12 protein-coding genes are annotated in these 14,300 nt (G+C 68.0%); 7 read left to right on the forward strand and 5 right to left on the reverse strand.

Annotated features, from left to right (window positions below; translation table 11 throughout):
* The first annotated feature begins 56 nt into the window (after positions 1 to 56).
* From ACVWZ7_RS14780 to proC, 5 genes are all read left to right on the forward strand, one after another.
* Positions 57 to 530: an SseB family protein gene (locus ACVWZ7_RS14780; protein ID WP_344366559.1), complete on the forward strand. Its 474-nt coding sequence runs from the start codon at positions 57 to 59 to the stop codon at positions 528 to 530.
* Between the two features lie 84 nt (positions 531 to 614).
* Positions 615 to 1,619: a Ppx/GppA phosphatase family protein gene (locus tag ACVWZ7_RS14785; protein WP_456508321.1), complete on the forward strand. Its 1,005-nt coding sequence runs from the start codon at positions 615 to 617 to the stop codon at positions 1,617 to 1,619.
* 137 nt (positions 1,620 to 1,756) lie between these two features.
* On the forward strand, positions 1,757 to 2,098 hold the full coding sequence (locus ACVWZ7_RS14790) for a YciI family protein (RefSeq protein WP_456508322.1): 342 nt from the start codon (positions 1,757 to 1,759) through the stop codon (positions 2,096 to 2,098).
* 21 nt (positions 2,099 to 2,119) lie between these two features.
* Complete coding sequence (locus ACVWZ7_RS14795) at positions 2,120 to 3,445, forward strand: RNA polymerase sigma factor (protein WP_456508323.1); 1,326 nt, start codon at positions 2,120 to 2,122, stop codon at positions 3,443 to 3,445.
* A 457-nt stretch (positions 3,446 to 3,902) separates the two neighbouring features.
* On the forward strand, positions 3,903 to 4,736 hold the full coding sequence (gene proC, locus ACVWZ7_RS14800) for a pyrroline-5-carboxylate reductase (RefSeq protein WP_344366550.1): 834 nt from the start codon (positions 3,903 to 3,905) through the stop codon (positions 4,734 to 4,736).
* A gap of 2 nt (positions 4,737 to 4,738) precedes the next feature.
* Here proC and ACVWZ7_RS14805 read toward each other — a convergent pair whose 3' ends face one another.
* Together ACVWZ7_RS14805 and ACVWZ7_RS14810 are read right to left on the reverse strand one after the other, a co-directional pair.
* A complete protein-coding gene (locus tag ACVWZ7_RS14805; RefSeq protein ID WP_202615744.1) occupies positions 4,739 to 5,377 on the reverse strand; it encodes a potassium channel family protein in 639 nt (212 codons plus the stop codon).
* Between the two features lie 40 nt (positions 5,378 to 5,417).
* Positions 5,418 to 6,851, reverse strand: coding sequence for a TrkH family potassium uptake protein (locus ACVWZ7_RS14810; protein WP_456508324.1), 1,434 nt, complete (start codon positions 6,849 to 6,851; stop codon positions 5,418 to 5,420).
* Between the two features lie 118 nt (positions 6,852 to 6,969).
* Between ACVWZ7_RS14810 and ACVWZ7_RS14815 the strand changes: the two genes are divergently transcribed.
* A complete protein-coding gene (locus ACVWZ7_RS14815) occupies positions 6,970 to 8,193 on the forward strand; it encodes an acetoin utilization protein AcuC (RefSeq protein WP_456508325.1) in 1,224 nt (407 codons plus the stop codon).
* Positions 8,194 to 8,274: 81 nt separating this feature from the next.
* Entirely contained in the window at positions 8,275 to 8,853 is a 579-nt protein-coding gene (locus ACVWZ7_RS14820) for an ArsR/SmtB family transcription factor (RefSeq protein ID WP_456508326.1), read from the forward strand.
* Between the two features lie 84 nt (positions 8,854 to 8,937).
* Here the strand turns inward: ACVWZ7_RS14820 and ACVWZ7_RS14825 are convergent, their stop codons facing one another.
* The 3 genes from ACVWZ7_RS14825 to ACVWZ7_RS14835 all read right to left on the reverse strand — a co-directional run bounded on the left by ACVWZ7_RS14825 (position 8,938) and on the right by ACVWZ7_RS14835 (position 14,223).
* Positions 8,938 to 10,284 carry an alpha-hydroxy acid oxidase gene (locus ACVWZ7_RS14825; RefSeq protein WP_456508327.1) on the reverse strand — a complete coding sequence of 449 codons (1,347 nt, stop codon included), beginning with the start codon at positions 10,282 to 10,284 and terminating at the stop codon, positions 8,938 to 8,940.
* A gap of 153 nt (positions 10,285 to 10,437) precedes the next feature.
* Entirely contained in the window at positions 10,438 to 12,936 is a 2,499-nt protein-coding gene (locus ACVWZ7_RS14830) for a beta-glucosidase (protein ID WP_456508328.1), read from the reverse strand.
* Complete coding sequence (locus tag ACVWZ7_RS14835; RefSeq protein WP_456508329.1) at positions 12,937 to 14,223, reverse strand: MFS transporter; 1,287 nt, start codon at positions 14,221 to 14,223, stop codon at positions 12,937 to 12,939.
* Between the last annotated feature and the right edge of the window lie 77 nt (positions 14,224 to 14,300).

A 14,300-nucleotide genomic window follows, 5' to 3' on the forward strand; every position in this document is an offset into this window, starting at 1 on the left:
AGCTTTCCGGCGATTCTGCGTTTGCGGAGCGGGCGCGGACGTGATCGAGTAGGACCATGACTGAACAGCCCGCACACCTGGACAACCAGCCGCTGAACGAGCTCGAAGAGCAGCTTGCCCGGGGGGAGCAGCCGGACGCCAACCCGGTGGACGTGATCCTGGCCTTCCTCAACAACGAGGTCTACGTGGTCAGCTCCGACGCCCTCGAGGGTCCCGACTCCCAGGTGGAGCCGCTGGTCCTCGCGAATTCCTCGGGTAAGCCGGTTCTGGCCGTCTTCTCGCACCCGAGCCGCGTCACCGAGCAGTATCTCGCGGCAGCTCCCAACGTGCTGGGCACACAGGGCGCCGCGATCATCGGCAACCTCGGCGACGAGCTCGGCATGGTGATCAACCCGGGGGCCGCCTACGGCTTTGAAATCGATCCGGAGGGAGTGGCCAACATCCGCCGCGACTTCAAGCCCTCCGACGAGTTCGCGGACGGTACTGCCGGGTCCGCGGACCGCCCGGCGCAGGATACGGACCTCGCCTGAGCCAGCGTCCCGGACGGCGGTATTCTTCGCGAATACCGCCGTCGCAGTTAGACCAGCCGCTTCAGTGGGGGCAATAATGGCAACATGCGTCTAGGCGTCCTCGATATCGGGTCCAATACCGTCCACCTCCTGCTGGTCGACGCACACCCCGGCGCCCGGCCGGTCCCTTTCGCTTCACACAAGCGGCCGTTGTCCCTCGTGCAGTTCCTCGACGGCGACGGCAACATCAACGACGCCGGCCAGCATGAGCTTGTCGAGTTCGTCCTTGAAGCGTGGGAATTCGCCGCCAAGCACAAAGCCGACGACCTCCTCGCGTTCTGCACCTCGGCCATCCGCGAGGCCACCAACGGAGCGGAGGTCCTGGCCCGCGTCAAGCATGAAACCACGGTCACCCTCCGGGAACTCACCGGCAGCGAAGAGGCGTCCATGACGTTCTTCGCCGTCCGCCGCTGGTACGGCTGGGGCGCCGGGCCCATCCTGAACCTGGACATCGGCGGCGGCTCCTTCGAGATGGCCCTCGGACAGGACGAACTCCCCGAGCTGGCGATGTCCGTGCCGCTCGGGGCCAGCCGGCTGACGCGCGACTGGCTCCCCGGAGACCCGCCCTCGGCCAAAAGCATCAAGGAGCTGCGCCGCTACATCCGCTCCACGCTCAAGCCCGCCGTGCGCAAATTCGAGAAACTGGGCAAGCCCAACCATGTGGCGGGCACGTCCAAGACCTTCCGGTCCCTCGCCAGGATCGCAGGGGCCGCCCCCAGCGCCGCCGGGCCGTACGTCAAGCGCGAGCTGCAGGCGCTGGACCTGGGGCTTTGGGCGCAGCGTGTCTCGGCCATGGAGATCGGGGACAGGTTCCACCTGCCCGGCGTTTCCGAGGCCCGGGCGCCGCAGGTCCTCGCCGGCGCGCTCGTCGCGGAGGCCGCCTTGGAAATGTTCGAGTTCGCCAGCATGGAGATCTGCCCGTGGGCGCTGCGCGAGGGACTCATCCTCCGCCGCCTGGACCAACTGGTGTTCGAGGGGCCGCTCGACCCCGCACCGCATGTGGCGCAGAGGCCGCCGGCGCAGCTCCAGTCCCCGGAGAAGGTTTCCTAACCCGGTCAGTGTCCGCTGCGAATCCTGCGGGTTCGATTGGAAGTGCCGCTTGGAAGTGTCGATCTGCAGGGGTTCCGTTCGTGTAGTTGCTGAGAGGCCGGCACGCCGCCGGCGGATTCGACAAGGAGGCACCTGAAATGTCGCAGTACCTGCTCAGCATTTACCAGCCGGACGGCCCGGTCCCGGGACCTGAGGTCCTCGAACCGATCATGCGGGACCTGACGGCCCTGAACCGTGAGATGCAGGCAGCCGGGGCCTGGGTGTTCGCCGCCGGACTGCACCCCGCGGAGTCCGCCACCGTCCTCCGGCCCCGTGACGGCGAGATTCTTATCACCGACGGCCCGTTCACGGAAGGCAAAGAGCACTTGGGCGGCTTCACCGTCATCGAAGCCCAAGACCTGGACGCGGCCCTCGGCTGGGCCCGGAAGCTGGCCGGCGTCACGACCCTTCCCGTTGAAGTCCGTCCCTTCCAGCACTAGCCCCCGGACGGGAACGCTGCCGTGAACGGTCATGGCCCCCGCGCCGGTGCCACCGAGGCGGACATTGCCCGGGTCTTCCGGAACGAATACGGCCGGGCAGTAGCCGTCCTGACGCGCACGTTCGGGAACATCGATATAGCCGAGGACGCCGTCCAGGATGCCTTCACGGCGGCGGTCCGGCACTGGCCCTCGGCAGGCGTCCCGCCCAGCCCGGCCGGCTGGATCATCACCACGGCACGGCGCCGGGCCATCGACCGGCTCCGGCGGGAGTCCTCGCGCGAGGACAAATACGCACAGGCCGCTTTCCTGTCTGCGGCGCCGGCGGGGAACGGATCAGCACCGGCCGCGGACGAGCAGCTCCTTGCGGACCAGGCAGGAATCGACGACGTGGACGACGACACTTTGCGGCTGATTTTCACCTGCTGCCATCCGGCCCTGGCCAGGCCCGCCCAGGTGGCGCTCACGCTGCGGCTTCTGGGCGGACTGACGACGCCGGAGATCGCCCGGGCCTTCCTCGTTCCGGAGAGCACCATGGCCCAGCGGCTGGTCCGGGCCAAGGCGAAAATCCGCGACGCCAAGATCCCCTACCGCGTCCCGCAGGGCGCCGACCTGCCAGAGCGGCTGCAATCGGTGCTCGCCGTCGTCTACCTCATCTTCAACGAAGGCTACAGCGCCGGCCCCGCGGACAGCCCCGGCCGTACGGAGCTCTGTTGGGAGGCCATCCGGCTTGGCAGGCTGTTGACGTCCCTCATGCCGGACGAACCGGAGGCGAGGGGACTGCTGGCACTGATGCTGCTCATCGAGTCCCGCCGCGCCGCGCGGTTTACTCCCGACGGCGGACTCGTGCTGCTGCCTGAACAGGACCGGCAGCGGTGGGACAGGGCGCTGGCCGCCGAGGGCCAGGAGCTGGTGCGTCAGTGCCTGCGCCGGAACCGGCCGGGGCCCTATCAGCTTCAGGCCGCGATCAACGCCGTCCACAGCGACGCCGCGACCGCCCGCGGCACCGACTGGGCACAGATCCTGCAGTTGTATGACTTGCTCCTGGCCGTCGCACCCGGACCGGTCGTGGCCCTCAACCGCGCCGTCGCCGTGGCGGAGCTGCACGGTCCCGCTGCCGGGTTGTCGGAGGTTGAGAGCCTGGGACTGGACAATTACTACCTCTTCCACGCCGTCCGCGCCGACTTCCTGGTGCGCCTGGACCGCGCTCCGGAGGCTGCCGGGGCCTACCGGCGGGCGCTGGAGCTTGCCGGGAGCGCGGCGGAACGCCGGTTTCTGGAAGAGAAGCTCCGGAGCTGCTGGCTCGCCGGGGCCGGAGACTGCGAGCGGCCGGACTCGCAGGTGCCTTGAAGCTCGCAGCTCGCTTAACGGAGTAGCGCCGGGCGCTTGGAGCAGGACTTGGGGGAAATCTGCTGCAAACACCCGGCGCACCGCCGGCTCCGGTGGAACCGGCTATCATCACTCGCACCTGTTGAGGCACGCTCCACGATAGTGGCCGTAGATGGGCGCACGGCGGGAGTCACCTGTGTGTTCGCTGACAATCCGCCGTCGTTCGGCTGCGGTGGCGTGCCGACGCAGGAGTCAGTCGGAATGGGCGCCGGCTTAAACGGAAAAGGCACCGATGGTCCACTGCGGGAAAATGGGAAAACCCGCCGCAGACCACCGGTGCCACGCAGGCATCCGCATGCCTGCTGCATCACTCGCACCCTCAATGAGGTAATGACAACGCTAGGCTCCGAAGTTGTGCGCTGACTGCGGCCAAGGTGTGAGCTGGCTGGGAATCGGGCCGGACTGCAATGATGGGAGCATGAGCAACCGAATCGCATTCCTGGGCTGTGGATCAATGAACGAGGCAATCATGGGCGGCCTGATCGACGGCGGCGTCGATCCCGCCGACATCGTCGCGACGGTGCGCCGGGCTGACCGCGCGGCCGGGCTCGCAGAGCGCCATCACGGGATCACGGCCATCGCCGGCGAAGAAGAGCCCGAAAACAACAAACAGGCGGCCACCGGCTCCGGCGTCGTGATCCTGGGCGTCAAGCCGGCGGGCATCGCGGACCTGGCACGGGAAATCAGCGGTTCCCTCTCTCCGGACACGATCGTCATCAGCGTCGCAGCCGCCGTCTCCCTGGCGCAGCTCGAAGCCGTGCTGCCGGCCGGCCAGCCCGTCATCCGCACAATGCCGAACACTCCTGCGAAGCTCGGCCGCGGCATGGTCTCCGTCACCCCCGGAAGCAGCTGCTCGGCCGGGCAGCTCCAGCACGCGAAAGACATCCTCGCAGCCGCCGGCACGGTGGTGGAGGTCCCCGAAGAGCAGGTGGACGCCGTCTCGGCGATCAGCGGCTCGGGCCCGGCCTACGCCTTCTACCTGGCGGAAGCCATGGCGGCGGCCGGCGTCGAACTGGGCCTGGACCCGGAACTGTCGCTGCTGCTCGCCCGCGGGACCGTCGCGGGGGCCGGCTTCATGCTGGCCGAGCCCGGGGCGGACCCCGCGTCGCTGCGCAAGGCGGTCACCAGCCCGAACGGCACCACGGAACGGGCCATCGCGACGTTTGATGAGCGCGGCCTGCCGGCCATCATCGCCGAGGGCGCCCGGGCAGCCGCCGCCCGCTCGGCGGAAATCACCCGCCAGCTCGGCTGAACTCAGGGGCGCGCGGCGAACCGTTCCAGCAGGTCCACGTGGCCCGAAACAATGAGCATGTCCCGTGAGGAAACCTTCGTCTCAGGCCGCGCATAGGTGAAGTCCTCGCCCGGAGACTTCACGCCCACAATCGTGACGCCGTACTTGGACCGGACCTTGGACTCGTCGAGCGTGAAGCCCACGGTTTCGCGCGGCGGGTACATCTTGACGATGGCGAAGTCGTCGTCGAACTCGATGAAGTCCAGCATGCGGCCCGAGACCAGGTGCGCGGCGCGGACGCCGGCGTCGGCTTCCGGGTAGATGACGTGGTTGGCGCCGATCCGGGTCAGGATCTTGCCGTGCGAGGGCGTGATCGCCTTGACCCAGAGGTGTTCGATCCCGAGGTCCACGAGGTTCACCGTGATCAGCACGGAGGATTCGATCGAGGTGCCCACGCCCACCACGGCGGAACTGAATTCCTGGGCTCCGAGCTGGCGGAGGGCGTCGATGTTGGTGGCGTCGGCTTCCACCACGTGCGTCAGGACGCCAGCCCACTTCTGGACCAGGGTGCGGTCGCGCTCGATGGCAAGCACCTCCCGGCCCTGCTTCACCAGCTGCTCTGCGGTGGATGCGCCAAAGCGGCCAAGCCCGATCACCAGCACGGGGGCATTGTGGGCGGGGCGGTTGACGGCGCCTGAGGAACTAGCCAATGATCGGTCTCTCTTCCGGGTAGTGGTACAGCTGGCTGCGCTGGCGCAGGGCCAGGGCGGCGGCGAGGGTGACCGTCCCGACGCGCCCGGCAAACATGAGCACAGTGAGGACGTAAACCCCCGACGGCGGTAATTCGGCACTGAGATTGGTGCTCAAGCCCACCGTGGCGAAGGCGGAAATGGTTTCAAACAGGACCCGGTCCAGGGAGGCGCCGCTGATGTGCAGGAGCAGCAGGGCCGAGACCGAGACGAGGGTGGCGCCGGCGACGATCACCGAGATGGCCACGCGCATGGTGCCCTCCGGGATGGTCCGGCCGTAGATCTTGACATCGGCATCGCCGCGGGCCTCGGCGGCGATCGCCAGGAACATCACCGCGATGGTGGTGACCTTGATGCCGCCGGCCGTGGATGCCGAGCCGCCGCCGGCGAACATGAGGGCATCGGAGACCAGCATGGTGGTGGATTCCATGTTGTTCTGGTCCACAAGGTTGAAGCCGCCTGAACGCAGCATGACGGAGGCAAACAGCGAATGCGTGATCTTGTCGCCGAGGTCCATGCCCCCGATGGTGCGCAGGTTGTCCCATTCCAGGAGCCCCCAGAGGAGCGCCCCGGCGGCGAAGAGGATGAAGGACACCTGGATGGTCAGCTTGGTGTGCAGGTTCCATTTCTTCCACCGCAGCCCGTTCTGCTGCAGCACCATGACCACGGGGAAGCCCAGGCTGCCCAGGAACACACCGACCATGAGCGGGATGAGGATCCAGAGATCGGTTTCGTAGGGGACGATTCCGTCCGAATGCGGAGTGAAGCCGGCGTTGTTGAACGACGAAATTGCGTAGAAGACGCCGTGCCAGAGGGCCTGCGGGAAACTCTCCCCGAGGATCAGGAAGCGGGGGACCAGGGCCAGCGCCAGTGCGCCCTCGATCACGACGGACGTCACGATCACGATCCGGAGCAGGGTACCGACCTCGCCGAGCCGGCCGGCGTTGTTCATGGCCTCCTGGGCAATCAGCTTGCCGCGGACACCGAGTTTCTTGCTGACCATGAGCGCCAGCAGCGACGCGAGAGTCAGGGTGCCCAGGCCGCCCACGAAAATGCCGACCAGAATCACGAGCTGACCGAAGAAGGACCAATACGCGGCCGTGGAGACCACGGTCAGGCCTGTGACGCAGACGGCGGACACGGCCGTGAAGAGGGCCTCGTGCAGGGGTGTGACCTGTCCGGTGGCGGAAGCGATAGGCAGCGAAAGCAGCGTGGTGAAAACCACGATGACGATGCCGAACACCGTGAGGGCCAGGCGGGCCGGCGAGCTGTTCGCGATGCTGTCAATGAAGTCGCGCAGGCGTGTGAAGATCCACAGACCGTCCCGCTCCGGCATGCCTGGCTGCCAGCTGGCCGTGCGCGTAGACCTCGACTGGCTTTGCGTCATGTTTTTCCTTGGTTGAAACTGCTTCCCTCAGTAGTAAACCACTAAAGTCCGCGTCATGACCGGGGGAGCACGCCTGCGCACGCGGGAAGCAGGGGGACGCTCGGGTAGCCTGTGAGTGATGACATTCCTGCCCGGACTCTCTCAGGCCGCGCTGCCAACGACGGTGGTGTGGGCTCCTGCCATGACCGCCTACAACTTTGGCCACAGCCACCCGATGGCGCCCGAGCGCATGGAGCTCACGGCGAAGCTGGCCGGCAGCCTGGGACTGCTGGATCTGGAGCATGTAACGGTAGCTGCCCCGGAAGTCGCCGCCGACGAGGAACTGTGCGCGGTCCACAGCCCCGAGTTCGTAGCCGCCGTGCGGCGCGTGAGCGAAGATCCGGACACTCCCGATGAAGCCAGGGGCCTCGGAACCGAGGACGACCCCGCCTTTGCCGGCATGCACGAGGCCAGCGCCCGGCTGGCCGGCGGCTCCCTGCTGGCGGCTGCCGCCGTCCTGGACGGCAGCGCGGTGCGGGCCGTGAACTTCGGCGGCGGAATGCACCACGCCTCCCGGGACCGCGCAAGCGGTTTTTGCATCTACAACGACGCCGCCCTCGCGATCCAGCGACTGCTTGACGGCGGCATCAGGCGCGTCGCCTACGTCGACGTCGACGCCCATCACGGCGACGGTACGCAGAGCATTTTCTGGGACGATCCGCGCGTCCTGACGATTTCGCTGCACGAGTCCGGGCTGACTCTCTTCCCGGGCACCGGGTTTGCCAATGAGATCGGCGGCCCGGGGGCGCAGGGCAGCGCCGCGAACGTGGCCCTCCCGGCGGGCACCGGCGACGCCGGCTGGCTGCGGGCCTTCCACGCCGTCGTGCCGCAACTCATCGGCGCGTTCGAACCGGAAGTCATCGTGAGCCAGCACGGGTGCGACTCGCACCGGCTTGACCCGCTCACCCATCTGAACATCAGCGTGGACGGCCAGCGTGAGGCCGCCACAGCGATCGGCAATCTCGCCGCGCGCTACTGCGACAACCGCTGGATTTCCACGGGCGGCGGCGGCTACAACGTCGTCAGCGTGGTGCCGCGCTCCTGGAGCCACCTCATCGCCATCGCCGCCGGCCGGCCTGTCCCCCTGCGCACCCCGGTTCCGGAGGACTGGCGCCGCTACGTCAGGGACAAGTACGGGGCCAAGTTCGGCGTCGAGCCCCCTGAACTGATGGGCGACGACGTCGACGTCTGGTGGCGGTCCTGGGAAGTGGGGTTCGACCCCAACGACGCGGTGGACCGCACCATCATGGCCACCCGCAAAGAGGTGTTTCCCCTGCATGGATTGGACCCCTGGTTCGACTAGCTCCGCGCCGCGGATCAGGCCAGGCGGCAGCCCGCCAATTTGTGGATGCCATCTGGCGTATATGTCGCTAGTGTGGAGGACATGGTGACAGACGACGTATTTGCCGTCATTGCTGAGGCAACCAGGCGTGACATTCTGGTGGCCCTCCGCAAGGGGGATAAGGCAGTGGGGGAATTGGTCCAGGAGCTTGATGCAAGCCAGCCCACCATTTCAAAACATCTCAAGGTCCTCCGGGAAGCGAACCTGGTGAGCATGCGCGCCCAGGGCCAGAAGCGCTACTACGCGCTCAACCCGAAGCCCCTTGCCGGCGTTGCCAACTGGCTGCAGACCTTCGACGTCGTCCCAGCAGCGGCCCCGGACACGGCACCGGCCCGCCACCCCGAATCCAGCCCCCAAACCAGCCCCGCAGCGGTGCCGGACAGCCTGGCAGCCGCGGCCGCCCCGCAGCCGCTACCTGCCGCAGCGCAGGCTGGCGCGCAGCCGGCTGCGGCACTGGCCGGCCGCCCTGCCGGCAGCCCGCTGAGCCCCGCCGTCGTTATCCCGGTGGGAACCGCCGGCGAGGATAAGATGCCCCAGCAGATCGGGCGGACCGTGGGCCGCGCCGCCACCAAGGCCGCGGACCTCCTCGCCAACCTGCCCAAGTTCGGCCGCAAGAAGTAGCCCTCCGGCCTCCCGTCTTGTGTTGGCGGTTCGCGCCAGTGCCAGGGGCCAACTCTGCCGCGAAATGCCATCTAGGCTGCGGACTTAGCCCCGGAGGATCCGCACGTGGTCCGGGGTGAGGTCCCCGATGCGGCTCACGCCCAGCAGGGCCATGGTGCGTTGCATGTCCTTCTCCAGAATCTGGAGGGCGCGGTCGACGCCGGCCCGGCCGCCGGCCATGAGTCCGTAGAGGTAGGCGCGGCCGATCAGGGTGAATTCGGCGCCCAGGGCGAGCGCGGCGATGATGTCCGCGCCGCTCATGATGCCGGTGTCCAGGATGATCGCGGCGTCGCTTCGGTCCGCCTTCAGGGCGGCGGACACCTCGGGGAGCAGGTGGAAGGGGATCGGTGCCCGGTCCAGCTGGCGGCCGCCGTGGTTGGAGAGCACGATCCCGTCCGCGCCGTGGTCCACCACTTTGCGGGCGTCCTCTGCTGTCTGGATGCCCTTGACCACGAGTTTGCCCTTCCAGGTCTCGCGGAGCCAGTCGAGGTCGGCGAAGGTCAGGGTGGGGTCGAACATGGAGTTGATCAGGTCCGCGACGGTGCCCGTGTAGCGGGAGAGCGAGGCGAAGGTCAGGGGCTCGTGGGTGAGGAAGTTGAACCACCATGCGGGCCGGTAGGAGGCGTCCAGGACGGTCTTGAGCGTTAGTGCGGGCGGGATGGTCATGCCGTTGCGGACGTCCCGGAGGCGGGCGCCGGCGACGGCGGTGTCCACCGTGACCATGAGGGTGTCGTTGCCGGCCGTGGCGGCGCGCTGGATCAGTTCCAGGGACCGGTCCCGGTCCGTCCAGAGGTAGAGCTGGAACCAGTTGCGGCCGGCCGGTGCGGCGGTGGCGACGTCCTCGATGGACGCCGTGCCCATGGTGGAGAGGGTGTACGGGATGCCGGCGGCTTCGGCGGCCCGGGAGCCGGCGTATTCGCCCTCGGACTGCATCATCCGGGTGAATCCCGTGGGCGCGATGCCCACCGGCAGCCGGGACGGGCCGCCCAGGATCTCGGTGCTGAGGTCGATGCTGGAGACGTCGCGCAGGATGCCGGGACGGAATTCGATGTCCAGAAAGGCCTGGCGGGCGCGGCGGAGAGTGATTTCAGCCTCGGCGGCGCCGTCGGTGTAGTCGAACGGCGCCTGGGGTGTGCGGCGCTTGGCGATGTCGCGCAGGTCCCAGATGGTGCTCGCGCGGCGCAGCCGGGCGGCCCGGCTGAACTCCGGCTTCTTGAACTGCATCAGGGGCGCGAGGTCGGCGTACTTGGGCACGCGGCGCCTCAGCGCCGCCGGAACGGCCCCGGGGCCGGCCTGCCCGAATGCACGGGCGCCGGGCGCCTGGATGTCCGGCGCCGTCGCGCTCGGCGTTGTGGGGGCCTCTGGGTTCTCGGGCGGGAAGGTCTGCGTCATGGCTTCCTCCAAAGCGGTCGGATGCTCGTGTTGGGGTCCTTTCACACTCTAGGGGGTGGCCGGTGGTGACGAGGGAAGCGGTTGGCGGCAGCGCCGGTAATGGGCACTGCCGCCAACTGCTCCTTCGCCAAGCCTCGGGCGGGCCGAAAGGCCTTAGCGCAGTTCGATGTCCAGAGTCTGGAAATCATCGGCCGAGTGGCGGCCTACCAGTAGCCGGAAGGTGCCGGGCTCAAACTGCCAGCCGCCGTCGTAGTGGCCGAACGCCTTGGCCGGGATCCGGACTTCAACGCTGTCCGTTCCGCCGGGCGCGAGGTGTGCTCCGGCGTAGCCGGCCAGCCAGCGGACCGGCCGCTCCACGGCGGAGTCGGCGCGGTCCAGGTAGACCTGGACGATTTCGCGGCCGGTGCGCGTGCCTGTGTTCCGGACCGGTACGTGCACCACGACGTCCTGGTTGGCGGGAACGGATGCCGGAGCATGCGGGCTGCCGACGTCGAACGTGGTGTACCCGAGGCCGAATCCGAACGGCAGGGCTGGCGCAGCTCCGCCGTTGGCCTGCTGCCGGAGCCACGCGCGGTAGCCGATGTGGATCCCCTCGGAATACACCACCTTGCCGTCGACGGGGCGGGTGGCGAGCACCGGAACGTCCGCCAAAGCCGCAGGCCAGGTGGTGGGCAGCCGGCCGCCGGGCTCCTCGGCGCCGAGCAGGATATCGGCGACTGCGGTGCCGAACTCCTGGCCGCCGAACCAGCCCAGCAGGACCGCGTCAACCTTGTCCAGCCACGGCATGAGTACCGGCGAACCGGAGTTGACCACAACTACCGTGCGCGGGTTGGCCGCGGCTACGGCTTCCACGAGCTGGTTCTGCCGGCCGGGCAGGTCAAGGTCCTTGCGGTCGAAACCCTCGGATTCGATCGCCGCGTTGGTTCCAACCACCACCACCGCGACGTCGGCGTCCCGTGCGGCGTCCACGGCAGCGTCGATCTCCGCCTGGGGATCCGTGACCACGGTTTCCTCGCCCAGCAGGATGGCCGTGAACGGGATGACCTGCTGCTTCGGCAGCTGGTATTCGGCGTCGATCCGGACCCTCCGGCCGGCCGCGGCCTCAAGGGCGTGGACGGTCTTGGGCGGGTCGAACAAGGCGGCGCCGAGGACGTCGGTGTCGTCCTCGAGCTCACCGTTGAACACTTCATCCCCGTCGAGGGCGAGCCGGATCTGACCGACGGTCCCGACGCCGAGGTGGTGGATACCGGCCGTTTCCGCGGTCCAGTCGGCCTGCATCCGGATGGCTGCGGTGCCGTCGGGAATGCCCACGCCGAACCAGATCAGATGTGAGGCAAGGCGGTCTTCGCCCGAGATCTCTGTTCCGTCCGCTGTGAGGAACGTGACCCGGATTCCGGGCACACCTGATACCGGGTTGTGAAGCGAGGTGCGCGGGAACGCCTGAAGGCCTTCCGCCACCTTGGCGCCGCGGGCATAGGTGACGTCGACGCCGTCGGGCAGCGCCTTTCGCAGTCCCTCCAGCGGCGAGACGGTGTATTTGGGCATGACGGTGGCGCTGCCCCCGCCCTGCGTGCGCGCCTCCTCGGCGTTGTGGCCGATCACTGCCACGCTGCCCAGCTTCGCGGCGTCCAGCGGCAGGATTCCGCCCTCGTTACGGACCAGTACCGCGCCACGGACAGCCACTTCACGGGCGACGGCGGCGCCGTTCAACTGTGCAGGCAGGTCCGTCACGGCCGGCGTGAATCCCTCGAGGGAACCCACGCGGGCGGCAAGCCGCAAGATGCGGGTGACCTTTTCCAGGATGGCGTCCCGGCTGACCCGGCCGTCGTTCACGGCCGCCAGCAGCTTCGGGCCCCAGTGACCCACAGGTCCCGGCATTTCCAGGTCCTGGTGCGCATTGGCAGCCTCCACGGACCGGACCCCGGTCCAGTCAGACACGACGACGCCGTCGAAGCCCCATTCCGTGGCGAGCGGCGTCTCGAGGAGTTTGTTTTCGCTGGCCGTGGTGCCGTTGATGGAGTTGTACGAGCTCATCACGAGCCAGGCGCGGGCTTCGGTGATGGCGTCTTCGAAGGCGGCGAGGTAGAGCTCGCGGAGCGGGCGCTCGGCCACGACGGAATCCGATGTGAAACGCTCCGTCTCGGCCTCGTTGGCGAGGTAGTGCTTAGGGGTGGCGCCCACGCCCATGGACTGCACGCCGGAGACGTACCCGGCGGCCAGCGTCGCGGTGAGGCGGGGATCTTCGCTCATGCATTCGAAGTGCCGACCGCCCAGCGGCGAGCGGTGGAGGTTGATAGTGGGGCCGAGGACGGCGTGGACGCCCTTGCGCCGGGCCTCCTGCCCGAGTACCTGACCGTAGCGGCGGGCGGTTTCAACGCTCCACGTCGCGGACAGGGCGGAGGACGAGGGCAACGAGACGGAGTCGTGGCGCTCATCGAAGTCCTCGCCGCGGACGCCGGCGGGGCCGTCGGACATCACGACGCGGCTGAGCCCGATTTCGGGGATGGCGTGCGTGGACCACACATCCGCTCCGGTCAGCAGCTGGATCTGCTGCTCCAGGCTCAGACCGGCAGCGAGCTCGCGGATCCGGGCCTCTGCATCCGGCGAATCCGGGGAGAGGGCCAGGACGGCAGGGGATAGCGAGGGGTTCATTTACTTGACTCCTTTGATGCGGGTGACGAGGATCGCCCCGATGATGCCGACGACGGCGCCGCCGAGGAACAGTGCGGGGTATCCGCCCAAGGCGATCACGGGGAAGGCGACGGCAGGCACCAGGGACTGGGGAAGCGCCTGGGCAATGTTGAACACGCCGAAGGTCTTGGCGTTTTCAGACTGGGTACCCGGCAGGAGGTCGGCGATGAGGGCGACGTCCACGGCGCCGAAGCAGCCCAGGCCCAGTCCGGCGATGGCCTGGCCCACCAGGACCTGGTCGGTGGTGCTGGACGTGGCGATGACGATAAGGCCGACCATGATGATGAGGGCCGAGGCGATCACCATGCCCTTTCGCTTGCCGATCCTGTCGCTGAGCCAACCGCCGGCCACGCTGGTGAGCACCGTGCCGGCGGAACTGATCAGCGTTGCCTGGAAGACCAGGGTGGTGACCTGGGTCGGGGCTACGTGGAGCTGGTCGGTGAAGAAGTACGGCAGATAGAGCAGGGCCGCGCAGTAGCCCACATAGACCATGAACTTGGTCAGCCAGGCCCAGCCCAGGCCAGGGTAGGTGCGGGGGTTGAAGTAGAACGAACCCAGGATCTCCTTGAGGTTCAGCGGAGCGGGCTTCTCGGTGAGGACGCGGTCCTTGAAAGTGAAAGCGAAGCCGATGGCCAGGGCGGTCCCCACGACGCCGGGAACAACGGCCATCTGCAGGGCATTGTCGAAGAGCTGCGCGAAGAACGCCGCGGCCACAAGCCCGACGGACAGGGTCATGCCGATGAGCCCGGACAGGCGGCCGCGTTCCGAGGGGGCGGCCTGGTCCGGAAGGGTGGCCACCAGCGCCGCGAGTGCCGCGTTGAAGCCTAGCTGGGCAAAGATCCACGCGACCAGGACCCCCGCGACAGTGGTGGCCGAACCCAAAAAGAAAAGCGCAACAAGCCCGGTCAGCGCCCCGCCGATGATCCACGGCTTGCGCATTCCGAAGCGGGACGTCGTGCGGTCACTCAGACGGCCGAAGAACGGATTGGCGAGAAGGGCGACGATGGCGCCGACGCCGGCGACAAGGCTCAGCGCACCGGCGCGCGTGTCCGGCGTGGTGATTTCGGAAACCTTGATGGCCAGAACAACGATGGCCGGCGCAAGCACCGCCATCCACAGACCGGCGCTCGCGATCGGCATCCCGATCACGTAGGCGCGGGAAGCCTTGCTGATTGACGGTTCCAGGCTGCTGGGAGCCTGATGGGCGGCCTGAGCCGCTGAATCCTGGTTGATGGTCCTGACGGCCACATTGCCTCCTGACGAAAAGTGGCCCTCCGTTGGGCCCTGGAAATGATCGTAACCATAAAAACCGAGTGCGACTAGGT

Source organism: Arthrobacter sp. TE12232 (assembly GCF_054062615.1).

Coding starts and splice junctions, on each gene's coding strand:
- ACVWZ7_RS14780 (WP_344366559.1), top strand. CDS start 57: ATGACTGAACAGCCCGCACACCTGGACAACCAGCCGCTGAACGAGCTC.
- proC (WP_344366550.1), top strand. CDS start 3,903: ATGAGCAACCGAATCGCATTCCTGGGCTGTGGATCAATGAACGAGGCA.
- ACVWZ7_RS14830 (WP_456508328.1), bottom strand. CDS start 12,936: ATGAACCCCTCGCTATCCCCTGCCGTCCTGGCCCTCTCCCCGGATTCG.
- ACVWZ7_RS14815 (WP_456508325.1), top strand. CDS start 6,970: ATGACATTCCTGCCCGGACTCTCTCAGGCCGCGCTGCCAACGACGGTG.
- ACVWZ7_RS14785 (WP_456508321.1), top strand. CDS start 615: ATGCGTCTAGGCGTCCTCGATATCGGGTCCAATACCGTCCACCTCCTG.
- ACVWZ7_RS14825 (WP_456508327.1), bottom strand. CDS start 10,284: ATGACGCAGACCTTCCCGCCCGAGAACCCAGAGGCCCCCACAACGCCG.
- ACVWZ7_RS14820 (WP_456508326.1), top strand. CDS start 8,275: ATGGTGACAGACGACGTATTTGCCGTCATTGCTGAGGCAACCAGGCGT.
- ACVWZ7_RS14790 (WP_456508322.1), top strand. CDS start 1,757: ATGTCGCAGTACCTGCTCAGCATTTACCAGCCGGACGGCCCGGTCCCG.
- ACVWZ7_RS14810 (WP_456508324.1), bottom strand. CDS start 6,851: ATGACGCAAAGCCAGTCGAGGTCTACGCGCACGGCCAGCTGGCAGCCA.